Origin of the sequence: Corynebacterium endometrii (genome assembly GCF_004795735.1) — a bacterium.
In the GTDB taxonomy this organism is placed as follows: domain Bacteria; phylum Actinomycetota; class Actinomycetes; order Mycobacteriales; family Mycobacteriaceae; genus Corynebacterium; species Corynebacterium endometrii.
In genome coordinates this window covers 882,644-906,975 of record NZ_CP039247.1, presented here as the reverse complement: position 1 = coordinate 906,975, position 24,332 = coordinate 882,644, and the positions used below count along the sequence as shown (strand labels likewise).

The 24,332-nt window shown below is 59.1% G+C and carries 25 protein-coding genes and 2 pseudogenes; 13 read left to right on the top strand and 14 right to left on the bottom strand.

The window, feature by feature from the left end:
* Positions 1-4: 4 nt before the first annotated feature.
* Positions 5-301, top strand: a complete 297-nt coding sequence (locus CENDO_RS04135) for an exodeoxyribonuclease VII small subunit (protein WP_136140912.1) — start codon at positions 5-7, stop codon at positions 299-301.
* A 2-nt stretch (positions 302-303) separates the two neighbouring features.
* Complete coding sequence (locus CENDO_RS04130) at positions 304-720, top strand: hypothetical protein (protein WP_210726567.1); 417 nt, start codon at positions 304-306, stop codon at positions 718-720.
* Between the two features lie 65 nt (positions 721-785).
* On the opposite strand, the gene CENDO_RS04125 is transcribed toward CENDO_RS04130, so the two are convergent.
* Entirely contained in the window at positions 786-1,406 is a 621-nt protein-coding gene (locus CENDO_RS04125; RefSeq protein WP_136140911.1) for a DUF4245 domain-containing protein, read from the bottom strand.
* Positions 1,407-1,641: 235 nt separating this feature from the next.
* On the opposite strand from CENDO_RS04125, the gene glpX reads away from it, so the two are divergent.
* The 6 genes and pseudogenes from glpX to CENDO_RS11430 all read left to right on the top strand — a co-directional run.
* The gene (glpX, locus tag CENDO_RS04120; protein ID WP_136140910.1) at positions 1,642-2,658 is read left to right on the top strand and encodes a class II fructose-bisphosphatase; all 1,017 of its coding nucleotides are present in this window, start codon (positions 1,642-1,644) and stop codon (positions 2,656-2,658) included.
* Positions 2,659-2,770: 112 nt separating this feature from the next.
* Positions 2,771-3,343, top strand: a complete 573-nt coding sequence (locus tag CENDO_RS04115) for a hypothetical protein (RefSeq protein ID WP_136140909.1) — start codon at positions 2,771-2,773, stop codon at positions 3,341-3,343.
* 155 nt (positions 3,344-3,498) lie between these two features.
* On the top strand, positions 3,499-4,122 hold the full coding sequence (locus tag CENDO_RS04110) for a TetR family transcriptional regulator (RefSeq protein WP_168707166.1): 624 nt from the start codon (positions 3,499-3,501) through the stop codon (positions 4,120-4,122).
* Positions 4,116-5,804 carry an MDR family MFS transporter gene (locus CENDO_RS04105; protein WP_136140907.1) on the top strand — a complete coding sequence of 563 codons (1,689 nt, stop codon included), beginning with the start codon at positions 4,116-4,118 and terminating at the stop codon, positions 5,802-5,804. The genes CENDO_RS04110 and CENDO_RS04105 overlap by 7 nt, the downstream gene beginning before the upstream one ends.
* A 111-nt stretch (positions 5,805-5,915) precedes the next feature.
* Positions 5,916-6,071, top strand: a pseudogene (locus CENDO_RS11435) (DUF1990 family protein); the annotation flags it as partial.
* A gap of 40 nt (positions 6,072-6,111) precedes the next feature.
* Positions 6,112-6,192 (top strand): annotated as a pseudogene (locus CENDO_RS11430) (DUF1990 family protein); the annotation flags it as partial.
* A 105-nt stretch (positions 6,193-6,297) separates the two neighbouring features.
* On the opposite strand, the gene CENDO_RS04090 reads toward CENDO_RS11430, so the two are convergent.
* The 4 genes from CENDO_RS04090 to CENDO_RS04075 form a co-directional block, all read right to left on the bottom strand.
* Positions 6,298-6,858: a GNAT family N-acetyltransferase gene (locus tag CENDO_RS04090; protein ID WP_136140906.1), complete on the bottom strand. Its 561-nt coding sequence runs from the start codon at positions 6,856-6,858 to the stop codon at positions 6,298-6,300.
* 67 nt (positions 6,859-6,925) lie between these two features.
* Complete coding sequence (locus CENDO_RS04085; RefSeq protein WP_136140905.1) at positions 6,926-7,300, bottom strand: hypothetical protein; 375 nt, start codon at positions 7,298-7,300, stop codon at positions 6,926-6,928.
* Between the two features lie 302 nt (positions 7,301-7,602).
* A complete protein-coding gene (locus CENDO_RS04080; RefSeq protein ID WP_136140904.1) occupies positions 7,603-8,220 on the bottom strand; it encodes an LGFP repeat-containing protein in 618 nt (205 codons plus the stop codon).
* 134 nt (positions 8,221-8,354) lie between these two features.
* Positions 8,355-9,095: a type 2 periplasmic-binding domain-containing protein gene (locus CENDO_RS04075; protein ID WP_136140903.1), complete on the bottom strand. Its 741-nt coding sequence runs from the start codon at positions 9,093-9,095 to the stop codon at positions 8,355-8,357.
* Positions 9,096-9,166: 71 nt separating this feature from the next.
* Here CENDO_RS04075 and CENDO_RS04070 point away from each other — a divergent pair, with 71 nt between their 5' ends.
* Complete coding sequence (locus CENDO_RS04070; RefSeq protein WP_246014417.1) at positions 9,167-9,571, top strand: DUF5997 family protein; 405 nt, start codon at positions 9,167-9,169, stop codon at positions 9,569-9,571.
* Positions 9,572-9,745: 174 nt separating this feature from the next.
* Here CENDO_RS04070 and glyA read toward each other — a convergent pair whose 3' ends face one another.
* The gene (gene glyA / locus CENDO_RS04065) at positions 9,746-11,047 is read right to left on the bottom strand and encodes a serine hydroxymethyltransferase (protein WP_136140902.1); all 1,302 of its coding nucleotides are present in this window, start codon (positions 11,045-11,047) and stop codon (positions 9,746-9,748) included.
* Positions 11,048-11,265: 218 nt separating this feature from the next.
* Here glyA and coaA point away from each other — a divergent pair, with 218 nt between their 5' ends.
* Complete coding sequence (coaA, locus tag CENDO_RS04060) at positions 11,266-12,192, top strand: type I pantothenate kinase (protein WP_136140901.1); 927 nt, start codon at positions 11,266-11,268, stop codon at positions 12,190-12,192.
* A gap of 132 nt (positions 12,193-12,324) precedes the next feature.
* Here coaA and CENDO_RS04055 read toward each other — a convergent pair whose 3' ends face one another.
* The 6 genes from CENDO_RS04055 to mca all read right to left on the bottom strand — a co-directional run bounded on the left by CENDO_RS04055 (position 12,325) and on the right by mca (position 18,600).
* Positions 12,325-14,262, bottom strand: coding sequence for a BCCT family transporter (locus tag CENDO_RS04055; protein ID WP_246014372.1), 1,938 nt, complete (start codon positions 14,260-14,262; stop codon positions 12,325-12,327).
* A 355-nt stretch (positions 14,263-14,617) separates the two neighbouring features.
* Complete coding sequence (locus CENDO_RS04050) at positions 14,618-15,157, bottom strand: flavodoxin domain-containing protein (protein ID WP_136140900.1); 540 nt, start codon at positions 15,155-15,157, stop codon at positions 14,618-14,620.
* 6 nt (positions 15,158-15,163) lie between these two features.
* The gene (locus CENDO_RS04045) at positions 15,164-15,964 is read right to left on the bottom strand and encodes an isoprenyl transferase (RefSeq protein ID WP_281276153.1); all 801 of its coding nucleotides are present in this window, start codon (positions 15,962-15,964) and stop codon (positions 15,164-15,166) included.
* A 10-nt stretch (positions 15,965-15,974) separates the two neighbouring features.
* A complete protein-coding gene (locus tag CENDO_RS04040; protein ID WP_136140899.1) occupies positions 15,975-17,042 on the bottom strand; it encodes a 3-deoxy-7-phosphoheptulonate synthase in 1,068 nt (355 codons plus the stop codon).
* A 332-nt stretch (positions 17,043-17,374) separates the two neighbouring features.
* Positions 17,375-17,680, bottom strand: coding sequence for a hypothetical protein (locus CENDO_RS04035; protein ID WP_136140898.1), 306 nt, complete (start codon positions 17,678-17,680; stop codon positions 17,375-17,377).
* A 50-nt stretch (positions 17,681-17,730) separates the two neighbouring features.
* Entirely contained in the window at positions 17,731-18,600 is an 870-nt protein-coding gene (gene mca, locus CENDO_RS04030) for a mycothiol conjugate amidase Mca (protein WP_136140897.1), read from the bottom strand.
* Positions 18,601-18,771: 171 nt separating this feature from the next.
* Here mca and CENDO_RS04025 point away from each other — a divergent pair, with 171 nt between their 5' ends.
* The 3 genes from CENDO_RS04025 to CENDO_RS04015 all read left to right on the top strand — a co-directional run bounded on the left by CENDO_RS04025 (position 18,772) and on the right by CENDO_RS04015 (position 20,576).
* Positions 18,772-19,263 (top strand): DUF4307 domain-containing protein, encoded by a 492-nt coding sequence (locus tag CENDO_RS04025; RefSeq protein WP_136140896.1) that lies wholly within the window; start codon positions 18,772-18,774, stop codon positions 19,261-19,263.
* A 272-nt stretch (positions 19,264-19,535) separates the two neighbouring features.
* The gene (gene greA / locus CENDO_RS04020; RefSeq protein WP_136140895.1) at positions 19,536-20,057 is read left to right on the top strand and encodes a transcription elongation factor GreA; all 522 of its coding nucleotides are present in this window, start codon (positions 19,536-19,538) and stop codon (positions 20,055-20,057) included.
* Between the two features lie 51 nt (positions 20,058-20,108).
* Complete coding sequence (locus CENDO_RS04015) at positions 20,109-20,576, top strand: hypothetical protein (protein WP_136140894.1); 468 nt, start codon at positions 20,109-20,111, stop codon at positions 20,574-20,576.
* Positions 20,577-21,453: 877 nt separating this feature from the next.
* Here the strand turns inward: CENDO_RS04015 and CENDO_RS04010 are convergent.
* Both CENDO_RS04010 and CENDO_RS04005 read right to left on the bottom strand, forming a co-directional pair.
* Positions 21,454-22,260 (bottom strand): Bax inhibitor-1/YccA family protein, encoded by an 807-nt coding sequence (locus CENDO_RS04010; RefSeq protein WP_136140893.1) that lies wholly within the window; start codon positions 22,258-22,260, stop codon positions 21,454-21,456.
* 839 nt (positions 22,261-23,099) lie between these two features.
* Positions 23,100-23,657, bottom strand: coding sequence for a hypothetical protein (locus CENDO_RS04005; protein WP_136140892.1), 558 nt, complete (start codon positions 23,655-23,657; stop codon positions 23,100-23,102).
* Between the last annotated feature and the right edge of the window lie 675 nt (positions 23,658-24,332).

The window sequence follows — 24,332 nt, the reverse complement described above, 5'->3', positions numbered from 1 at the left end:
GATTATGAGCGATTCATTCGGCACCGGCCAGCCCGGCCAGGATGCTTTTACCCCGGTCGAGGAATTGAGCTACGAACAGGCTCGCGATGAGTTAATTGAAACCGTCAAGATCCTAGAACTGGGGCAGATGGGCCTAGACGAATCCCTGAAGTACTGGGAACGTGGCGAGGCGCTGGCCAGGGCGTGCGAGTCCCATCTGGATGGCGCTGCGGCCCGCGTCGAGGCCGCGCTGGGCAAGGCCGAAGCAGCGGGCAGCCCCATCGATGGGGCGGACAAGCAGGAAGACGGAGAGGAATTCTAGATATGGCAATGCGCATTTATGGCTACCCGGGTGAGCGCGTGGATTTCGTGTCCGCATCGGGCTCCGCTGGATCCATTTTCTTTGGCGACAAGGAAAGGACAGTGGAGGAATTCTTTGGCTCCCCGCATACCCAAACATCCGGGCTGTATACCTATTTCTCCGGCTCCATCGCCCTATCCTTCGAGGATGGAAAGGTGGCGGACATTATCATCACCCCTTCCGCGTCGAAGGAAAGGATTGAGGTGTACGTGGGCAAGCAAAAGATCTCCGGTCTTAGCGCGAAGGAGCTGGAGGAGGCAGCCTCCGGCCCCGGGGTGGCGGTGACGGTTGAGGAAAAGCCGGTGGAGGCGTCGGCAGACGGCGCCGACCCCGAAGCGCTCAACGCGCTCGAAATCGCTACGGTAACCTTCTCAGCCTAGGTTCTGCCCTTCTAAAGAGTTCAGGGCCCTCCCCCAAGCTGGGAAGGGCCTTGAACTATGTCTGACTACTGGGAAGATTGCGTGGACGCTCCCACGCCGCCTTCCGGCGCGGAACCCACGCCATCGGCCACCGGCGCATCGATGAAGGACTCTAGCACCGTGGTGAAATCCGCCTCGGATGCGGAACCTGACAGTACTAAGCGGACGTCCCCCAGGTCGGCGGCCCAGACCGGGCGCACCTCCTCATCCTCTGAGCTATAGACGGTCGCCTCTACGCCCTCCACGTCGACAGTGCGTTCATCGGGGCGGAAATTGCCGTCAAACTGCTTGGCCGCCTCGGGCAAACCAACATTGGTCTGAGTGGCGGAGACGTAGCCGTCATTAGGAGATACGAAGCCCACCGTCGATGCCAGCTCCCCAGCAAGTGATTGGCGGCGCGCCGAGTTGGTGTACCACCCCTCCGGCACCTCCGGGATGCGGATTGCAATGCCGGTCGAGCGTGCCTCCAGATCCAAAAAGGAGCGCGCATCAACTTCACGCACCGGGCCTTGCTGTGAGTCTTCTGGGTTGATAGTGCACAGCCCAGTGGCACCCACCACTGCAAACATCGCAACGACAATGACGCCGATGGACAAAATCATGTCTCTACCAGTCTCGAAGACTTTAGGTTTGTTCTCACTTGCCACGCGCACCAGTATTTCACGTTCCCCCGCAACATTGCGAACTATGGAGCTATCACCTGCCATTTCCCGCGCGATTGACTGGTTATCACCCCTCAATCCCACTTTCGGGGGTTAAATACGGAATTTATAGAGGCTAAAAATGGAAGAATGGAAAAGGAAGCAGCGCGGGCACTTAGTCCGGCTACGGACAAGTTTGTTATAACCTCTTTTGCCATCAAGTAAGGAAGGCACCACTTTTATGTCTGAGAAACCAGTGCATGGACCGGACCGCAACCTAGCAATGGAGCTCGTGCGCGTCACCGAGGCGGCGGCGCTTGCCTCTGGCCGTTGGGTTGGCCGCGGATTGAAGAATGAGGGTGACGGCGCGGCGGTCGATGCTATGCGCCAGCTCATCAACTCCGTGGAGATGAATGGCGTTGTGGTCATCGGCGAGGGCGAAAAGGACGAGGCTCCGATGCTCTACAACGGCGAAAAGGTGGGCACCGGTGAGGGCCCGGAGATGGACATCGCAGTGGACCCGGTGGACGGCACCCGGCTCATGGCAGAGGGCCGCCCAAACGCTATTTCCGTGATTGCCGCTACCGAGCGTGGCGCCATGTTCGATCCTTCCGCGGTGTTCTACATGAACAAGATCGCGGTTGGCCCGGAGGCTAAGGGCAAGATTGATATCAATAAGTCGGTGAAGGAAAACATTGAGGCCGTGGCCGAGGCTAAGGGCCTCAAGCCGTCCGACGTGGTGGTTGTGGTCCTCGATCGCCCACGCCATGAGCAGCTCATCAAGGAGATTCGCGAGGCGGGTGCCAAGGTCCGCCTGATCATGGACGGCGACGTAGCCGGCGCGATCGCCACCGCGCAGACCACCAACTCCATCGATATGGCTATGGGCATTGGCGGAACTCCCGAGGGAATCATTACCGCATGCGCGATGAAGTGCATGGGCGGCGAGATTCAGGGCAAGCTGTGGCCGAAGGACGAAGCCGAGGCGGAAAAGGCGCGCGCGGCCGGCCACGACCTGGACAAGGTGCTGACCCTCGATGACCTGGTTTCTTCCGATAACTGCTACTTCTCCGCGACCGGCGTGACCAACGGTGACATGGTGCGTGGCGTTTCCTATCGCAAGAACGGTGCCACCACCCGTTCCCTGGTTATGCGTTCCAAGTCCGGCACCGTCCGCTACATCGAGTCCCTCCACCAGCTGGCGAAGCTGCAGGAGTACTCCGTGGTTGACTACTCCGATCCGGAGTCCCGCCGCTAGATAGCGCGGCTGGTACAGCCGAGTAGATCTTTTCGCCCCGTTGGCATTGCTACCGGTCCTTTCAAGGATCTCGAGTGGTGCTGGCGGGGTTGTGGCTTTTAGAATGTACGCCATGCCCCATAGCTCGCAGCCCATTTCCCAGCCGCCTGGGTCTCCGGCCTCCCCGTCAGGAAACCCCGCCAACACGTTCGGCCCCGCTAAGGAGTCCGCTTCCACCAGGCGCTTGGTAGTCGGCACGGGCATCGCGGTGTTGGTTTTGGCCGCGATTGCGGCGATTGTCGCTGGAGCCATTGGGCTTTCCAAGCCGCAACCTCAGCCCATCACTGAGAATTTCCCATCCTCGGACTCCGTAGATGCCATTGTTCCCCAAGAGGTAAGCGAATTAACGGGCACATATTCCGGCGCCTTCCGCAACGCCATCCAGGCGGATAACCCCTCCACTTGGCTTGGGGCAGTATCGATTACCGGTGACGAGGGACTGCTGGTCTACCCGCGCCAGGGGTGCCAGGTATTCCTATCCGATGCACAGATTGATAACGCCGCGGTGGTATTCAAGGCCAACCCGCTGAATTCGAAGTGCAATCCCACTGGCACGTGGTCATTTACCCAGACCGAGGACGGAATCGTTGCCGAATACGTCGAAGGCGGCCAAATTATTGTCGCGGCTATGTTGACCCGGGAATAAGTCCTTTTCGTCGATACTTATCCCCTTCGCCCGCGCGACGTTAGCGCCCACTGCGCCCAGTAAGTGGGCGCTTTTTACATCCCCAACTAGACTTTTGCACTTAGTGCAAAGTTGCACTTGGAGAAAAAGTGCACCCGGGTGTAAGGTTGCACCTCGTGCAAGAAACAGAGACTATTGGACTTCGCGAACAAAAACGCCGAGATACTCGCCGGAGTATCGAGGACGCCGCTACGCGCCTCGTCGATGAGCGCGGCTTCAAAGAGGTCACCGTGGAAGAAATCTGCGAGGACGCTGGGATATCGCGGCGGACCTTTTTCAACTACTTCGACTCTAAGGATGAGGCCGTCCTAGGCTCCCCTATTGCCGCTTTTAGCGATGACGAACGTGAGCAAATTATCCATACCCCTACGGATAATGTCATCAAACTCATAATGAACGTCATGCGAGACCGCTTCACGGACCAGGATCCTCGTCAGGAGATCTGGCAGCGCCGCCAACGTATCGCCACGGACCCCAATGCCGCCGCGGAATTGATGGCCCGCCGCCGGGCTAATTCCTCCGAGACCGTGGAACTCATAGCGGAACATTTCAGGCTCCATCCCCAAGACCGCAAGCTGACTGAGATCTCCTTGGAAATGGAGGCAGCGATCACTGCTTCCTTCCTGCGTGAATCGCTCTGGCTGGCAATGTCCTGCAAAAAGCCGGACGAAGGATTCTCGGACAGTTTCCGCAACGCGGCCAAGCAACTTACTACTTTTTCGAAGGGACTGACATGGTAAATAACAACCCTGATCATCACCATGATGAACCACGCGTCGATGCTGACGTCCATGCCAGCCCTGTGGTTAATCCAAACGTCAGGAAAGACCAGGCACACGTGACGCCAGAGGCCGCAATTACTGAGCCGGCGGAACACGCCCACCCGGTCTCCGCGGCCAAGGCGGCCCCGAACGTCACCATTATCTTCATCGCCCTGCTGCTCACCATGCTGATGAGTTCCCTGGGCCAGATGATCTTCTCCACCGCCCTGCCCACTATCGTGGGCGAACTAGGCGGAGTTGAGCACATGAGCTGGGTTATATCCTCATTCCTGGTGACCATGACCATTGCCATGCCAATCGCAGGCAAGCTCGGCGACACGATGGGGCGAAAGTGGCCTTACATTACCGGCATCGCCATCTTCATCATTGGCTCCGCGATAGGCGGTTTCGCCCAGAGCATGAACCTGCTCATCGTGGGCCGAGCCATTCAGGGCTTCGGCGCCGGTGCCATGATGCTCAATTCGCAGGCTATCGTCGCTGAGGTCATCCCCGCCCGTCAGCGCGGCAAGTACATGGGCATCATGGGCTCCGTCTTTGGCCTTTCCTCCGTCCTGGGCCCGGTCCTAGGTGGCTGGTTCACGGATGGCCCCGGCTGGCGCTGGGGCCTCTGGATGAACATCCCGCTGGGCCTGCTGGCACTCATCGTCTGCGTCATCGTTCTGAAACTGCGCAAGGGCTCTTCGTCCATGGTTGGTTTCGACTGGCTCGGCGCGCTATTTATTGCGCTGTTTACGTCCTCCACAATCCTCACCACCACGTGGGGCGGAACTGAATATGAGTGGACCTCCCCGGTCATTATCGGACTAGGCATAACGGCCGTGGCCGCTGGCCTGCTGCTCATCTTCACCGAGCGCCGCGCCGCCAACCCGCTCATTCCCATGGGATTGTTCCGCAACCGCAACATGCTGCTGACCACTCTGGCGGGTACGATGCTGGGACTCGCGATGTTCGGCGTGCTTGGTTACATGCCTACGTACCTGCAGATGGTCCACACCCTGACCCCAACCAATGCCGGCCTCATGATGATTCCAATGATGGTGGGCATGATGGGCACCTCTACCGCGGTGGGCTTTATCATCGCCCGTACCGGTCACTACAAGCGTTACCCCATCATCGGCCTTGCCATCACCACCGTCTGCCTGTGGTGGATGTCTACCTTGACCTATGACACGTCCCTGCCGAATCTTGGGCTCCGCCTTCTGGTGTTCGGCATCGGTCTGGGCCTGGTCATGCAGGTTCTGGTCCTTATCGTCCAGAACTCCTTCCCCGTTTCCCTGGTGGGCACCGCCACCGCCGCCAACAACTTCTTCCGCCAGATCGGTTCCGCGGTGGGCGCATCCCTCGTTGGTTCCCTCTTCATCCACAACATGCGTGGTGAGATGGAGGCCCGCATGCCGGAGGCCCTGGCCAAGCTAGGACAGCAGGGCCGCGATTACGCCGCGCACTTTGGGGACGAGGGAATGAATTCACTGACCCCGGAGATGGTCTCCCAGATGCCGGAGCCAATCAAGCTGGCTATCTTAAATTCCTACAACGATGGCCTCACGCCGGTATTCCTGCTCATGGTGCCACTAACCATCGTGGCGATGATCTTGCTCTTCCCGCTGCGCGAGGAGCACCTCAAGGAAACCGTTGATTAAAAGCTATAAGCCCGCCGGGAAGCGCAACTACGCTCGCAAGAGCTCACCTTCGCCTCCACGGCGGGCTTTCCCGTACGCACGTGGAGCCGAACGCTTCCCCACCGCGACTACGTTGCGGCCGCCCAGGCACTGCTGAGCTGGCGGGACCAAGCCCGCGCCGGGCTCGCGGTCTACCACTCTGGGATCCCGCTGGAGCCCGGCAGCGTCGTGGTAAGGCGCCTAGGAATTGGCGCCGCGGGCATAGAAATACCCTGCCGGGTCACTTAACCAGGCAGGGGGATTCAGGCGCCCGCACGGTGGGTTTAGCTACGCTACCCTGCCGGGGCATCCGGAATGCGGCGAGGAAACCTTGATCCTGACGGAGTCCAAGGACGGGATTGTCTTTTAGCATCGAAACCGGCTCTATACCCGGAGCATGGTGGGCGCGCTGCGTCGGCGCGCTAGCCCGTCGGGCGCAATCGGCTATCGTCAGGCACTATCTGAAAATTCTGGTTTAGCCCTCGCGGTTTTCTTGAACTTTGATGGCCGTCTCAGACGGCTTTGGCAGTAGCTTTTCGAATACGTCAGTGTCGCGCCACTCTCCGGCGAGCTCACCATATGTCATCTTCGCCAGGTGGGAGTAGGTTCCAACCTTTTCGAAGCCGCGGGATTCATGCAGTTTGATGGAGCCCACATTCTCCGGGAAGATCCAGGAGTGGATCGCCCACTTGTGCAGCTCCGTGCACACCTCGATCAGCTTATCGATAAGGGCGCCACCTACGCCACGGCCCTGGCCATCCGGGTGAATATATACAGAGTCCTCTACCACTCCATGGAATACGGAACGTGAAGAGATAGGTGCGGCGGATACCCAACCAATGACCTTGGAATCATCATCCGCTTCCACCGCTACGTGGACGGTGGACATGATCTTTGACTTGGTGAATTGCTCATAAGTCATAGCCTTGGTCTCGTACGTCGCGTGGCCGGTGTTGAGGCCCACTTCGTAAATATGCTGCATCTGAGGGTAATCCTCAGGGCGGAATGCACGAATCTCAAAAGTCTTTTCGCTCATGGTTCCATTATCCTTAAAATCTACTACCACGTCATGCCGACCCACCCTCAGGGATGGGCCCCGCGCCCTAACGGCTGAAAATCGTGGTGTAGTTAGCAGCGTTGACCGCGCTGAGGATCAGATCTCCTAGGATGATGATCCCCACGGCTCCGGCAAGCAAGTACAGGAGGTTAAACGGCTGCTTGCTCTCGGAACTTGCCCCGTTGGCACCCTCCCCGGACTCGGAGGAAGCGCCGGCCTCTTCGGAGTTCTGAACCCCGCCGGTTGCTAAGTTCTGCACTTCGGTTCCGAAGCTAGAGGTCTCAAGAGCCACTTCCGCACTTGCGGGATTGGAGTTAGTCGGAGCCTGCGCTACCGCCTGAGGCGCGGCAACGCCCGCGGAGACTGCCACCGCTGCGGCGGTAATGATTGCAGCGCACTTGCGGCTAAGCTTAAGCGTCATTGTTTTCATCCTTAACCTTGTAATTCCTGATGCGGGGCCGGCTACCAAAGGCTGCCTCGGCGACCATCTCACCGAGCATCCGTAGCGGGGGCAGTCTAGACCGCCGCCCCGTCAACTCGTCAACATTCGGGTCTTTTACCCACGCTACGCAATCTATCGCTCAAGCTTGCTCCGGCGTTAGCACCCCAATCAACCGAGCATTGACAAATGCTCAGCACCAAAAAGACCCCCACGTCCTTTCCTATAGGAAAAGCCGTGGAGGCCTGTGGATTTAAGTTGCTCGCCCCGGCGGGGCTGGGCACTTAGTTGATGGTTGGGCCGTACTGGCCGTCCTCACCCTGCAGCCAGGAGATGGAGCCCTCTGCGAACTCCTGAACCCAGCCGGTGCCCTCGGTCGTCTCCGGGCCGGTTGGCATACCAAGAGCCTCGATGCCGCCCTCGTTCTTCCAGGTCTCAGCGATCTTGCCCACGATTGGGACCTCGCCGGCGGCGTCCTTAGCCCAAGCCAGCATGTCGCCGTTGGAGAACTCAGCCACGGAACCCAGGTCGGTGGTGTCAACGTTGACCACGTCGCCCCATTCGGCAACCTTGCCCTCGATGGCGGTGGCGAATGCGGCAGGAACCTCGAAGTCGCCCGCAGGGGTGTTCAGTGTGGTGGTCTCACCGTTGGCGGCTACATCGGTAGCCTCCTCCGCGTTCTCACCCTCAGCGTTGTCAGAATCTTCGGTGTCGGTTCCCTCAACCTCGGACTCCACCTCGTTAATAGCGGAATCTACAGCGGAAGTAGCCTCATTCGCGACGGAGCCGGCCGCGTCAGTTGCCTCGTTGGCCGCGTCCTCGGCCTGCGAGCAAGCAACCATGGTCAAAGAGAGGGTTGCGGCAGCCAGGCCAGCGGCGATACGACGGTTCATCTTCTTCATCTCAGTAAATCCTTTGTTTGTCGATGGAGATTCATGCTCAACCTGTGAGCTCCTAATCCAGCGTAGAAATCGGTTGCAGCCGAGGCAAGCTAATTGTTCAATCAGTGAAGCAATTTGCGGGTACCGCCCCGGATTCAGCGACGTTTTCGCTGGCTGCGACCTTTCTTACTTTTTGATAACGAGCTGGTTACACGGCCGTTACCTTTGCCTTTTCCTTGACCCGCAGGTCCCTTTCCGCCACCCTGAGCACGCCGCGCTTTTTTGGCCTCCGCTTTCTCCCGCGCCGTCTTCTTAGGCTGCTCTTGGCGTGAGGAATTGGCGGTGCGCCCCTTGGCAATGCCAACGAAGTCCTGGATGGCATCGCCGTCATCTTCCTTGCGCCACACCAAGGCGATCCGGGTTAACGCCACGTCCGGATCGATGTAGTCCAGGTGGGTCACCTGCTTCTTAGATAAGACCTTCAGCAGCGGGCGCGGGGCGATGACAATGCCCACGTTGGCGGCTACTACCTGAAGTCCGTCACGGATAGAGGGAATGTCCACATCCGCATCGGGTCCTATCGCCCAATTGACGTATTCATCGGCCACATCGGCGGCGAGCACCGGTTCCCCTAGCTGGGCGAATATCGAGTCTTTGGGCACCGCGATGCCGGGGGCTTCCTCGTAAAGATTAACCTTATGAAACCCCTCCCCTAGCCGTGAATCCTCGCCCCGGGCGGGGACGCGGGCCAGTGCCAAGTCAGCGCGCCCGGCGAGCAATTCGGCGATTGGATCGTCCGAATCTAAGGTGATGAGCTCTCCGTGGGCGGTGTTGTCACGGAACCGTTGGAACCACTTTCCGGGCTCGCACCCAGTGGCAAAAGTTAATCGCAGCATGGAAGACAGTGTAGTTCTAGTGCTAAGTTGGGGGCGTGACTGATAACAATATTCAACCATCAGGTACCGCAATGAAGCCGCAGACTGCGGCGAAGAAGTTGGGGATATACCTGCCTGCCACGCCAGAAGAGTTCCAGGCCGGCGCCGTAACGCATGCTCAGCTGCGCGACCTGCAGAACAATCCCCCGGAGTGGTTGTCCACCCTGCGGCGTGAGGGCCCTCACCCCCGGCCTGTCGTAGCTCAGAAGCTTGGCATCTCCGTGACGGCCCTAAAGAAAAACGGGATGGACAAGCCGCTGACCACCTCGGAAATCAAGGAGCTGCTCGATTCTGCGCCGGAGTGGCTCGCACAAGCGCGTGAGGCGCATGCGCAGTCCGCGAAGGATTCCGCGCAATCCGATCCCGCACCGGGTCGGGCGCTGGGACCATCGGTAGCCTTGCCCGATACCCCAGATTTCGAAGAGCCTGACGCTTAAACCGGTTAAGCTCCCGCCTCGCGCCCTGGCCGGTAAAAAAGTGTTTCCTACACACCGGCCGGATCGCCAAGAGCCCACCTGGCGCCCCTTCACATGGGCCGCCGCGGTGGGCTCTTACTTAGTTCCTTGCCCGTTTAGCACCGTCGCGGGGACGGAAGCGGGCGGGGTATGGCCTTAGACGAGCTTCCAGTCTTCCAGGCCCTCGTAGAGTGGGAAGTCAGCTGCAAGCTTGTCCACGCGTGCGCGCAGGGAGGCAACGTCAGCGTTCTTACCGTTGGCCAGTGCGGTGCCAATGATGTCAGCAACCTCGGTGAAGGCCTCCGCGTCGAGGCCGCGGGTAGCCAGCGCAGAGGTACCGATGCGCAGACCGGAGGTCACCATTGGTGGGCGTGGATCATTGGGGACCGCGTTGCGGTTAACGGTGATGCCCACCTCATGCAGCAGATCCTCGGCCTGCTGGCCATCCAAGCTGGAGTTGCGGAGGTCTACCAAGACGAGGTGAACATCGGTGCCGCCGGTTAGCACGTCGACGCCCGCTGCCTTGGCGTCCTCGGAGGTCAGGCGCTCGGCCAGGATCTGTGCACCCTCAATGGTGCGCTTCTGGCGCTCGCGGAATTCCTCGGTGCCGGCGATCTTGAAGGCCACGGCCTTCGCCGCGATAGCGTGCATCAGCGGCCCGCCCTGCTGGCCCGGGAATACGGAGGAATTCAGCTTCTTAGCGTAATCCTGCTTCGCCAGGATGAGGCCGGAACGTGGGCCGCCGAGGGTCTTGTGAACCGTGGAAGATACCACGTCGGAATGAGGAACCGGGGATGGATAAAGGTCAGCCGCGACCAGGCCGGCGAAGTGGGCCATATCCGTCCACAGGTACGCTCCCACCTCATCGGCGATGGAGCGGAACGCCTCGAAATCAATCTCACGTGGGTACGCGGACCAGCCCGCGATGAGTACCTGCGGCTTCTCGGCGATGGCCTGCTCACGAATCCTGTCCATGTCCAGGCGGGAGGTCTTCTCATCTACCTCGTAGGCGGCTACCTGGTAGAGGCGGCCGGAGAAGTTAATCTTCATGCCGTGGGTCAGGTGGCCACCGTGAGCCAGGGACAGGCCCATGATCTTATCGCCAGGATTAATCAGGGCGGATAGCACCGCGGCGTTAGCCTGCGCACCGGAGTGCGGCTGAACGTTGGCGAATTCGGCGCCGAAGAGCTCCTTGACACGGTCGCGGGCGATATCCTCGATCACGTCAACGTGCTCGCAGCCGCCATAGTAGCGGCGGCCCGGGTAGCCCTCCGCATACTTGTTGGTCAAAACAGAACCCTGGGCCTGCAGTACCGCGCGTGGCACAAAGTTTTCAGAAGCAATCATTTCCAGAGTGTCACGCTGGCGGGAAATCTCCCCGCCGATCGCGTTGAATACATCTGGATCCAGCTCGCGGAGCTCCTGGTAGCGTACGTCAGCGCCGTTATTTGAGGTCATGGAACCACGTATCCCTTCGTCGAAGTCTTGATAGCTTTTGCGCCAGCGCGGCGCTCGCCCATATCTTATCGGGCAGACCTAGGGGCCGGGCCAAAAAATTCAACTAGTTGTCTTGGGTCTAATCCTTCAGACACTAGCGCGCGGCACAGCCCCCCGTTTAGGGCCGCGATGCGCGTCCAAGTTCGCCCGCAATAACGTCCTAGTGCAACAATATGGTCATGTCTCGCCCGCAGGACACCAGCCCCTACGTCGAATTCGACCGCGAATCATGGCGTGAGCTTCGTAAATCCATGCCTCAGGTGCTCGATGAGAAAGAGGTTGAGGAGCTTTCCGGTATTGGTGAAAACATCAACTTGACCGAGGTAGCTGACGTCTACCTCCCGCTCTCGCGTCTCATCCACATGCAGGTCGCCGCGCGCCAGGCGCTCAACGCCGCTACGGAGAAATTCCTTGGCAAATCCCCGGAGAAGGTGCCGTTTATCATCGGCGTGGCTGGCTCCGTGGCGGTTGGCAAATCCACGACCGCGCGTTTGCTCCAGGTGCTGCTTCAGCGCTGGGATTCCCACCCCAAGGTGGATCTGGTAACCACGGACGGATTCCTCTACCCCACCGCAATCCTTAAGGAAAAGGGATTGATGCAGCGCAAGGGCTTCCCAGAATCCTACGACCGCCGCGCGCTCATGCGCTTTGTCACCGATGTGAAATCAGGCAAGGCTGAGGTTCCGGCCCCGGTATATTCCCACATCATCTATGACATTGTTCCGGATGCGGCCCAGGTGGTGCGCCAACCGGACATTTTGATCCTTGAGGGCCTCAATGTGCTCCAGACTGGTCCCACCATCATGGTTTCCGACCTGATCGATTTTTCGGTCTACGTCGATGCCCATGTAGACACCATCGAGCAGTGGTACATTGAGCGCTTCCTTAAACTGCGCACCACTGCGTTTAGGGAACCCGGCGCCCACTTTGCGCACTATGCGGACCTGCCCGCGGATCAGGCGCGCGCCAACGCGCGCGAGATTTGGCAATCCATCAACCTGCCCAACCTCGTTGAAAACATCCTGCCCACGCGCGTCCGCGCCTCTTTGGTCATGCGCAAGGGCCCTAACCACCTGGTTGAGCAAGTTCGCCTGCGGAAAGTCTAACCCGGCCGCGCGAGCATGCACCCCGGTTTTCTCCGGCAGGATCCGCAAATACCACGGTGTACTGCCCGGAAACTGAATTGAAAAAGCGTGCACCCCACCGAATGTGAGGCGCACGCTTTTATGACTACAAGGTTATTTTTCCTCGCGCCCGCGGGGCTCGGTTTCGATGACAATCTCGTGGCCGTCAGGGGCGTAGTTGACGGCTTTGTACTCATCGTTGTGGTCCGTGTACCACTCAGTCAGGGTTGGGTCCTTGGAATCGAAGTCAGCGCCGGCGCCCTCTTCGGAATCTACTTGAGTGACGCCGAAGACAAAGTCATCACCGTGTTCTTCGATGCCGGCCTTCACGCCACGGCCGATTGCGTCCTTAGCGTAACGGCGGCGAATCATGAACGGATCATTCGCCAGGTCCTTTGCCATGGAGACGCACATGCCAATGATGATGAAAGTAAACGGCAAGGATGATGCCACCATGATTGACTGCAGGCCGGAAAGCGCATCCTCCCCGCCCGCAAGCAGCAGGCCGATAGACACAACGCCCAGGGACGCGCCCCAGATAATGGTGACCGGCTTGGACGGCACGGGGCGGCCGGACTGGGAGAAGGATCCCATGACGTTGGTTGCTGAATCCGCCGCGGTCACGAAAAAGATCACAATGGCCAAAAGAGCAACGATGGTCATGATTGGGGCCAGCGGCAGATTGTCAAACATGTCGAACAATACGTTTTCGCCGGAATCCTCGATCCCCAGGCCTTCATTCATGTTTAGGTCAATAGTGGTTCCACCCATAATCACGAACCACACGAAGGAAATGCCGGAAGGCACAAAGAGCACCACGGTCACGAACTCACGGATGGTGCGGCCCTTGGAAATCTTCGCGATGAAGGAACCCACGAATGGGGACCAGGAAATCCACCACGCCCAGAACATGGTGGTCCAGCCTGCCAGCCAAGCGGCATTATCTTCTGACTGCGTGGAGTTAACCTCCATCATGGTGGCGAAGTTATCCACGAACGTCAGCAGCGTGGAGGGAAGCAGATTAAGCAGGTAGAGGGTTGGGCCTGTTAGCAGCACAAACAGCCCCATGAACACTACCAACCCCATATTGGCATTGGACAGGATACGAATGCCGGTCTTGACTCCGGTCACTGCGGAAATGATGAACAAGATGGTCAGAACCGTCATCGCTGCGACTGTAAACTTATTGCCCAGCTCCTGGCCGGTAACAATGGAGACACCAGTGCGGATTTGCAAAGCACCGATGCCCAAGGAGGTTGCGGTACCAAAAAGGGTCACCAACACGGCAAAAATGTCAATGACCTTGCCGACTGGCCTATTCGGGCTATCCGGGAATACCGGTTCGAAGACCGCGGAGATAAGCGGCAGGCGGCCGCGGCGGAATGCGCCGTAGGCAATCGATACGCCAACGAGGGCGTAGATCACCCACGCCAGGGATGCGTTGTGCAAAATCGCCTGGGAAAGCGCGTGCTCTGCCAGTGCCGGGGAACCGGACTCATACTCAGAAAAGCCCGGCGGGACCGTAATGAAGTGCTGCAGCGGCTCCAGCGGGCCGTAGAAGATGAGACCAATACCCAGGCCCGCCGCGAAGAGCATGGAAATCCACGTCGCAGTGGAAAACTCAGGCTCGGAATCATCCGCGCCTAGGCGGATATTGCCGGTCGGGCCGAAGGCGATGGCGAGCATAAACAGCGCTACGCCAAGGACCACAGCCGTGTACCCCCAGCCCAGGTTGATCACTACCCAGTCGCGCATGTTGGTGCCGGTTTCGCTCAGCGATTCCGGGCTGATAAACGCCCAGGCTATGACCGCGAGGGTCAACAGGAATGCCACGATGAACACGGGCTTGTTCGTGGGGAACTCGCGGTTAGTGTCTTCCACGGAAATGCCGGGGATCAGCCCCGGATGGATGGATTGGCGGCCAAGCATGCGGTCTTTTAGGGCAGCCTCCAGCTTGCCACCGCGGGCCACCACACTGCGGCCGCGCTTGATGATCACTTCTTCACCAGTGCCAGCACCATGCGCCGCGCTACTTCTAGATTTTTCTGTCACGTCAATCTACTTAACTCTTCGTACAACATTTAATTACGCGTCCTTGATACGCGCATGTTCCAGGTACGGTTTCCTCGTGCTCAAACAACGCCACGTACGGCATGTACGGCGCCATACGGGTTAAATGTCTGCAATATCTTGGTGCTGCTATCGCGGCCGCACCGCGCCTTATCGGCCCTTCAGCTTGCAAGCCATAGAGAAACTTCTCCGAGGAAATTAACAAAGAACGATATGCAAATTTAGCAGAGGGTGCAGATGTAGACACATCCCTTGCCGTCTCCAACCCCGCCATTGCCCGCAACGGGCGCGCCTGGCTACGCCGAGTTAACCGGCAGAGCTCTCTAACACCGGCGTTTTACCCGAGTGCGCTATTACGCACTATCCACTCGACTATTGGCTCCAATTCTGCCAAGTCCACGTGATCGACGTCCTTGTCGTAGCACTCAATCATGTACTTCTCATTGTCGCTTTTGCGCGGTTTGAGCTTTAACGCCGTGATCAGGGAGGTCATGATTGCCCTATGCTTTGCCGAAAGGGCGGAATAGTTCATCCGGCCGGGTAGATAGAAGCGCTCCACGGCGTGATAATCCCCCAGCGCTCCCGATAATTGGTCTTTCTTACGTGCATCCTCAAGGAGGGTCATGCCCACCGCTGCCACGGCGACGGGCCGATGGCTAAAACCATGTTCCGCGACGAAGGCCGCACCGCGGATCTGCGGGCCATGGACCGGGCTGAGCACGACCAGGGGCGCTTGTTCGGCGTACAGGCGGTCCAATTCCGCTTGGTTGCCCGCCATGTCTAAATCCAGCAGCCGCGCCCCAGTCCTCTCGGCAAGCTCCCGCGCGTACTGGTGCGTAGCGCCGTAGAAAGTATCGAAAATCACCGTGGGGCCCATGTCTGCCTACTTTCCAAACCGCCGGGAGCGCTGGGAGTAGTCACGCAGCGCGCGCAGGAAGTCAACCTTCCTGAAGGCCGGCCAATACGTATCTGTAAACCAAATTTCCGAATACGCCGCCTGCCAGAGCAAAAAGCCACTCAGGCGCTGCTCTCCGGAGGTCCTGATGACGAGATCCGGGTCAGGCAGTCCACGCGTATAGAGGTGGCGCGAGATGGAATCCACGCTCACGCGCTCTGCAATGTTGTCCAGCGTGGCGCCCTGCGCAACCTCATCCTCGATGAGCGTGCGCACCGCATCGACTATCTCCTGGCGGCCGCCGTAGCCCACGGCGACGTTAACAATCACGCCGGAATTCTCCGTGGTCTGGGCCGCGGCCGCGAGCATCTTGGACGATACTTCCTCTGGCAGCAAATCAAGGTGGCCCACGAGCCGAACCTGGCATCCCAGGTCGGAGGTCGATAGCGTTTCTACCACGTCGGAGATGATGTCAAAGAGCAGCTGAACTTCCTCGTTGCTGCGCTTGAGATTCTCCGTGGATAGCAAGTAGATGGTTACTACTTCCACCTCGGTGTCTGCACACCAAGAGATGATCTCACCAATCTTTTTAGCGCCCTGCCTGTGCCCGTGGCTGATGTCCGTGAAGCCGGCCTCGCGGGCCCAACGCCGGTTACCATCAGCCATGATTGCCACGTGCTTGGGCTGCGGCCGGCTATTTAGCTCACGGGTCAGGCGAGCCTCATACAGCGGGTAGAGCAGCTTGGACGCCAGCAGCTTGGGCGCGCGCAGCTTCGGCAGGTAATTCACAATCCTTAGTTTAGCGTGAAGCCCTGCGTTGGCGCACAACACTTGCCAGCTCACCTAGCAAGTCCACGGTGTCATCGAAATTCATGCATTTATCCGTAATCGACTTCCCGTAGACCAGGCCATCGATGCCTACCTCGTCGAGGTTTTGGGCGCCGGCCACGAGGAAAGATTCCATCATAATGCCGGCGATGTGCTCGTTGCCCTGGGCAATCTGATCCGCAATCTCGCGCACCACCGCTACCTGTCGCGCATCGTCCTTGCCGGAGTTTGCATGCGAAGCGTCAATCATCAGCCGCTTGGCGCCCCCTAGCCGCCCGACGGCCCCCTCCACCGATTCCGCATCATAATTCGGCCCGGAGCTGCCGCCTCGCAAGATGATGTGGCAGTGCTCATTTCCCGCGGTTTCCACCACGGACGGGATCCCGTCATCAGACGTGCCGAAGAAGAAGTGTGGCTTCGCGGCCGCGGCCACCGCATTAATGGCGACTTCGACGTTGCCGTCGGTACCGTTCTTGAATCCAATGGGCATGGACATGCCGCTGGCCAATTGGCGGTGGATTTGGGATTCCGTGGTGCGCGCGCCAATCGCGCCCCAGGCTACGGCGTCCGCGTAGTACTGCGGGGAATTGGGCTCCAGGAACTCGCAGGCGGCGGGAAGATCGAGGTTTACCACGTCCGTGAGCACCCGCCGGGCCAAGCGCAGCCCCTCCGCCACCTGGTAGGTCTGGTTTAGGTACGGGTCATTGATAAGTCCCTTCCACCCGACGGTGGTGCGGGGTTTTTCAAAGTACACGCGCATAACCACCTTGAGATCCTCACTCAGGGCTTTAGCCAACGGGGCCAGGCGGTTGGCGTAATCCGTTGCGGCTACCGGGTCGTGAATGGAACACGGTCCAACGACCACCACAAGGCGGTCATCCCGGCCATTGAAAATGTCAGCGATCTCCTGGCGGTCGCGCTCAATCTTTCCTAGCTGACGCTCAGTGAGCGGGGATTCCGCCCGCAGTTGGGCCGGGGTTGGTAGTTCATGGAATGCACGAACCCGGCGGTTGGAAGTTGAGGCTGGCGAAATGGTCATGATGGTCTATCCTTCTTCCGGTAAATGGGTCTCTATAGCGCCTCGCGGCACGGAAATAAGCAAAAGAAAAAGCAGCTCCTTCATTTTCGTGAAGGGCTGCTTTAAGGCTCCGGGCTCGCCTGAAACTAGAAAGCCTCAGGGGCGCAAGCGTCAGGACTTATGAGGTACACGCGTCATGAGCAGGCGCCGGATGGCCCGGAGCCTGCGGATAATACTGACGGTTGCTCAACATGGCCTTCAATCTAACACAAACGCGTTATGAGCGTGCGCAGGTGAGGAAAATCGCCTGCCACATTCTTCTGAGTCTGTGTAAAAGGCAAACGGGCTCACCGTTAGAACTTGCGCTGCTTGCGGCGGTCATAGAGTCCACGTTCCGCCATCGCCGCATCGATTGCCTCCTGATCGAATGGGTCGATGCCGTGTTCCTCGGCGAACATGGCGCGCCTGCGGAAACGGGAGTGCCTGCGGTGAAAAGCCCAACCGGCGGACAACACGGCCACGGCCAGCGCCACGAGCAACAGCATGCCTACCGGCGAAGCCTTGCCAAACTCAGGGCCAACCGGTCCGTCGGACACGCCCTGCGCAATTAGCAGCACATCGCTCGTCACCGCGGCGCTGAGGGTTCCCAGTGCATTCATTTTTCTACAACCTTAGATTCTTCCTTGGCGCTGGCCCGCTGTGCCAGCCCCTAGTTCTGCTCGATTCCCGCGAACAAATCGTCTTCCGGCAAATCCGTGGCCACGCGCGTGCGGGCCAGCTCGAATTCCTCCGTAGGCCAAAGTTCCTGCTGAACTGAGACCGGAGTGGCTAGGAAGGCTCCCGCCGGATCGATCTGGGTCGCGTGCGCGATCAATGCGGCCTCTCGATGACTAAAGTACTCCGCGCACTCCACCTGGGCGGTCACGCGCGCCATGATGTCACCAAAACCGGCCTCCCAGCGAGCCATCATTGCCCCATATGGGCTGGACTTGCCGGACTCGACCAGGCGGTCATGGAAAAGCTTCATGCGCTGGTAGACGAATCCGTGGGAATAGTAGAGCTTCAGCGGGGTCCACGGCTCGCCGAGCTCGGGATGGTAATTTTCATCCCCCGCCTTTTCCCACGCGATCATCGACGCGCGGTGGACCATCAGGTGGTCCGGGTGCGGATAACCGCCGTTTTCGTCATACGTGATGATGACGTGCGGGCGGAACTCACGGATCACCTTGACGAAGTCCCGGCCAATGACGTCATCGTCATAAAGGGCGAAGCAGCCCTCAGGCAGCGGTGGGAGCGGGTCCCCCTCCGGCAGGCCGGAGTCCACGTAGCCAAGCCACTTATGCTTAACGCCCAGAGCCTCGGCGGCCGCGGCCATTTCTTCCTTGCGGATTTCGCCCATATTCTCCAGGATTCCGGGCTTATCCATGGCGGGATTGATGATGTCTCCACGCTCACCGCCAGTACAGGTTAGGACTAGAACCTCGTGTCCCTCGTGCGCATACTTGGCAGTGGTTGCGGCACCCTTAGATGACTCATCATCTGGATGTGCGTGGATTGACAGAATTCGAAGTCCACTCACGTTGGTATCCATCCCCTTTAATTAGAGAACCTTTGGCCACCGTGCGGCAGTGCTACTGCGCATCGGTGGCGCCAAAGGAGATCTAGATTTCCTCCCCCGCCTGTGCGGGGCTAACCATGACCATAGTAGGCGATGTCAATAAAAAGTTGGAACCGGTCTAAGATATTGGGCATGAGCCCTCAAGGTCCACATTCAACGCGTACCACCGCTTCCACCACCACCCAGCGCGGTGACCGATACGGAGCAGCCGCTAAGAAAAGCTCCGGTGACCTCACCGGAAAGGCAATGGCGCTGGTGCTAGTAGCGATCTTGATTGCCGCGCTCTTCTACGCCTACCAGTATTTCACCACCAAGCAGGAAGTTAATGCATCGATTAGCTACGTCTCCCACGAGGTAGTTGATGATTCCACGCTTCGAGTCTGGAGTGACGTAACCCGAAACGACCCAAATGCCACTGCGTATTGCATCGTTCAGGCTTATGACTACTCCAAGGCTGAGGTAGGCCGCCGCGAATTCGCCCTTCCCGCCAACGGCGAGGCCAACATGCGCGTGGCCGTGGATATCCCCACCAATGCCCGTGCCGTGGCCGGCGGAGTCTATGGTTGCTCAAGCGAGGTTCCCGCGTACTTGGATGCTGAAAACCCCCGCTACGCAAACTCCTAACACCTCCCTGCCGAAAGCCAACCGGTTCCCCCTCACCGCTAGTGGCCCCGCGCGCTGGCATAGTTAAAGGCCGCGCCCGCTGTGCTAATATTTCCTGCGTATGTCTTGAGCTAGCTATGCCAGGCTCCCAACGCGGTGCATATCGTTGCGCCCAATCGCATTTCCGGGGCCATAGCCACTGCTAAAGACCTAAATTTTTAACATGGCGCGGTAAGCCCGTGCCACTTCACACTTCAACGCACTGAGATTGAACAATCAGGGAAGGTTGCATCATGGCTGAACAGCAGAAGCAGTACATCACCCCAGAAACTAAGGAAAAGCTTGAGGCTGAGCTTCAGGAGCTCATTGATCACCGCCCGGTAGTCGCCGCCGAAATCAACGAGCGCCGCGAAGAGGGCGACCTTAAGGAAAACGCTGGCTACGATGCTGCGCGCGAAATGCAGGACCAGGAAGAGGCCCGCATCAAGCAGATTTCTGAGATTCTTGCCAACGCAACCACCGAGCGTGGCGCACTGCAGGAGGGCGTTGCCCACATCGGTTCCGTGGTTCACGTGTACTACAACGGCGATGAAAACAACAAGGAAACCTTCCTGATCGGCACCCGCGCCGCCGCGTCCGACAATAAGGATCTGGAGACCTACTCTGAGCAGTCCCCACTGGGCGCAGCCATCCTGGGCGCACAGGAGGGTGAGACCCGTGAATACTCCGCCCCAAATGGCAAGACCATTTCCGTCACAATCATCTCCGCGGCGCCGTATGATTCAGAGAAGGCCGCGACTCCGCGCCAGTCATAAACCTGCACAAGTTTTCCATCTATTTTCGATTCCTGGAGAAAGAGCTAACTCATGAAGAAGTTCTCCCGTTCCGCCACTGCCGCTCTTAGCGTGGTTGCAGCCGTTGGCCTTGCAGCGTGCCACCCACCAGGAGAGGTTGACTCCACCGATACGAGCTTCAAGGATAACGCTTCCACCTTCACCGGCCGTGCCGCCGCTGAGTCTGAGTCTGAGTCCTCCACTGCTGAAACCACCACCGCAGCGGCTTCCGCGGAGCTTCCCCAGTACATCGACTGCGCGGCTGCCCCAGCGGCTGAGCCGGCCGAGTTGTCCCTCAACTGCGTGGATACCTCCGACATGCTCACGGACATCACCTGGAACGAGTGGACCGAGGAGTCCGCGCAGGGCACCGCTACCCGCGTGACGAATGGCGAGACCACCGAGGGCGTCACGGTCGAGCTGTCCGCTCCTGAGGAGACCGCACAGGGCGTTGTGGCGTTTACCGCAGTGGCGGTTGACGGGGACCCAATCCGGCTCTAGGCCCTCCAGACACTAGCTCTTCGGCGCAGTGACTGCCCACCCGGCAGGGCTGCGCCGAAGATCGTTTTCTCATCGGCCACCCGCCAGCAACTTCCGGTTCCTGCACTCGTTTAGGAGCCTGCACACGCGAGGCACTTACGCACGCAAGAACGGGGCGGGATTGCATGAACCAAACAGCCCCACCCCGCTCGTCTACTACCCGGCCTCCCCCTTTTTTCAAAGGCCATTAGGCAGTTGAGCAATGTATCAGGCGGTAACGCGCGCCTCCTGCGGCGGCAGGCGCGGCGTATAGCCCTCCCTAGGCCTCGGAAAGCCCAGGACCTCCCGTGCGACTAGAGCGAGTGACGGTGAGCCCCCAAATGTGGAGTCGAAAGCCGCATTGCGCTGAAAGCGGCTCCCCCTGACACCTATTCGCGTCAGCTATCTCTCATATAACGGAAAGGCACAGTGTCACACGCACTAATGCGAGGCAACCACGCTCTCCCGGAAAGCGCCATTCACCAAGGCCAACCTTGGTGAGCTCCTATCGGCGCTTTCAGGAAAAATAATGCAATACGTTCCCGTCACTGTCTACCGAAACGGGTTGAGATTATGAGATCATTAACCCAGAGTTAAATTGGGTTAGCGGAATTTTATTTCGAGTTTGAAATATCTTCGTTCACGCCTAACGCCTCTCGCCGCGCACCCCACGCCACTGTTGTACATTCCATCGGCGAATCCGGGATCCGAATCCAATCCTTCGCAGCACGCCAGCACCCGTGGCGGGGCGCGCCACAGGATGCATGGGCCCGCCGCATCCGGGATGCAAAAAGACCTCCAGCCACACGGGGTGGGCAATGGAGGTCTTCGTACCTATACCGAGGCCGTAGAGGTGATGTTACCTCTGCTGGAAGTAGCTCAGCAGGCGCAGGATCTCGGTGTAGAGCCATACCAGGGTCACAGCGAGGCTCAAGGCCACGCCCCAGGCATGCTTGGCCGGCGCACCGGCGCGGATGAGGCGATCCGCCTGGTCGAAGTCAGTCATGAAGGACAGGGCTGCCAGGATGATGCAGACGATGGAGAAGACGATCGCAAGCATGCCACCGTCGCGCAGAGGGCTGCTGCCGGTGAAGATTGCCAGCAGGAAGTTGCCCAGCGCCATGACCGCAACGCCCATGATGAGGCCGAACATGATCTTGTTGAAACGAGGGGTGACCTTAACCGCACCGGTCTTGTAGACAATCAGCATGCCCAAAAAGACGCCAACGGTGGCCAGGACTGCCTGGCCAATCATGGCGCCCGCCTCGGAACCTGCGCCGGCGGAGACGATTAAGGAGAAGCCACCCACGAAAAGGCCCTCGAACGCAGCGTAAATCAAGGTGGTGGCTGCAGAGCCCCACTTCTTGCCAAACGTTGCGACCAGGACGGTGATAAAGCCGCCGATTGCACCCACGAAGGTCAGGATCATCGCGAGGCTCTGGTCGACGAATGCGCCGATAAAGAAGTTAACCACCGCGCTAGCGATGATAACGGCGAGGGTGATACCGGTTTTGGTGACCACGTCATCGACAGTCATAGGCCGCTCCTGCGCTACTGGAGCGCCGGCCTGCCCGTAGCCGTCACTGTAACCTCCGTACTGTGACTGGTATGGGTTCTCAGCGGTAGTCTGGGTTAACGAGTTCATTACCGGGTTGCTTGAACGCACAGGGTATCCCGATTCCTTTCAATCTTGGCGGCCGAGTGCTTTTCTATTCGGTGCTTTCTCGGTGTCTTTACACTCTTATTAACGCCCGGCCGGAAATTTTAGTTCCCAACCAAGGAAACATTTAGATTTCAACCCTTCCACGCTCTGGTTATTTAGGCGGCGCTGTGGGTCGGCGTGCTTGATGAGGTTGCTGACGTGCTAAATAGTCCGTTGGGGAATTGCCGTGGGATTGTCGCGGGGTAAAGGTAAAGGCCAGCGTTTAAGCTGGCCTTTGGTGGTGCCCCCAGTGGGACTCGAACCCACACTGAATCGGTGTGGTTTTGGACATTTTGGACGTCGCCGCAGCGCAGAGCTCGCCGCTGCCAATCGCCTGGCGAGGGGTGTACTGGGCAAATTGGTGTGGGCGTGCTTCTAACGGGGGGATGACGAGCAAACGGTGGGGAAGGGTTCAGCGGAGCGTCGCCACGGCGGGGGTTTGTCGTGTTGAAGCTGTGTTCCGTCGTTGCTCCAATTATCCTTTCGGCGAGATAGAGTGCTCTGAGGGTTCAGCGGGGGTAACCGAATACCAGGTCACTGCTACATAACCAGCAAAAGCGAAGACCAAAACTAGCGGAACGAATGCCCCTATAGCAATGCAAATCGCAAGCAGACCGACGGCCTTAAGGCCGCCTTTTAGCTCCGAAGATGACCCAATTAGTAGAGCTGTCGGAATGGCAGCGACGAAGAGAAGAGCTACTAACAGAAGAGGAGGCGCTTCTTTTACATACCCCGCAAGCAAAGTCCCGACGCCCGCGCAAATCCACAGGAATTTTTGTAGGCTCATAGAACGTTTCCTCTAATTACTCGTTAGGTGCAATCGCGACAGGAACGATATTCGCACCAAGGATCGCCGCGGCGAGACTAAATGCACCGACTTTCTTGAGGGCGGTGGCGATCGTTTGCTTGTTATTCATAATGACTTGAACGAGCTTAGCCTGCTGGGCTCCGGGAATGCAGCTAGTGAGCACACCTGCGAGAGCCCACACAGCACTGTTCGGGTCCTCCCACGATTTTGTAAAGACTGCGCCCCCGATCCCTACCGCGCATCCGATCGCAGCCACGATGACGAGCGGTCCAAGCCTCGGGGCTGTTCCGTCTTTGCGCTCAAGCGATTGAAGTTCGGCATCCAGTTCATCCGCCGGTAGGCCAGAAAGGTATTCAAGCTCAGAATCCAGCTGCTCATAAATGTCTTCGGTTTCAGTTTCGGAGGCACCAGAAAAATCTGGTTGCGAGAGGGTTTCGGAGGCTGGTTTGGTAGCTCTTGCAGCGGTGATTTCGGGCGTCGTTGCGTGGGCTGGTTGCACGGCCGCCACTGGCATGGCCACGGCAAGACAGAGTGCGAGTAGTCGCTTGTACATTGCGGTTTCCCTTTCGATCTAGGCCTATTGGCATGGCGTTGGAATACACCTGACGTCACAATAAAGCCCGATGTCTAGTATTTCAGCGCGACTGCTACTCGAAGCACTTTCGTGCACACCTATATGGGGGGATGTGCCCCCGAAGCGGGGATCACCACGGCGGGGGTTCGACCGTTCTTCACCTACATCGCTCCGGCCACCGCCTCCGCCACCGCAGCGTGGCCAAGCGACGTCGGATGCACCGGCACGGCGTCATCCCCCGTCACCGGGCCCAGCGCGGACACCCGCCGCGCAGCCCACGGTGCGCACACCCCGAGCCCGTCGTCTGGCGGGGCAACGAAGTCCACCCCCTTCGCCTGTGCCGCCGCTGAGGCCGCGGCGTTGAGGCCGCGGCGTTGAGGCCGCCCACGAACGCCGTCACCGCTGCGATGGCCTCGCGCGGTCCGCCGAGGGTGACCGCGCGGACTATCAAGGCATCGCGGCAGGTGCGCAAGCGGCAGAGCTCGTCGGTGACGCCTGCGATGCCGCGGCGGGTGTCGCCAAGATCGTCGAGAACGTCGGCCATCTCGAAGGTCAGCCCAGCCCGGGCGATCGCGCGCTCGGTTGGGGTCATCGCTGCACCGCCGTGGTGTAGTGGGACGCGGGCACGGTCGCGGGGAAATACGTACAGCTGTC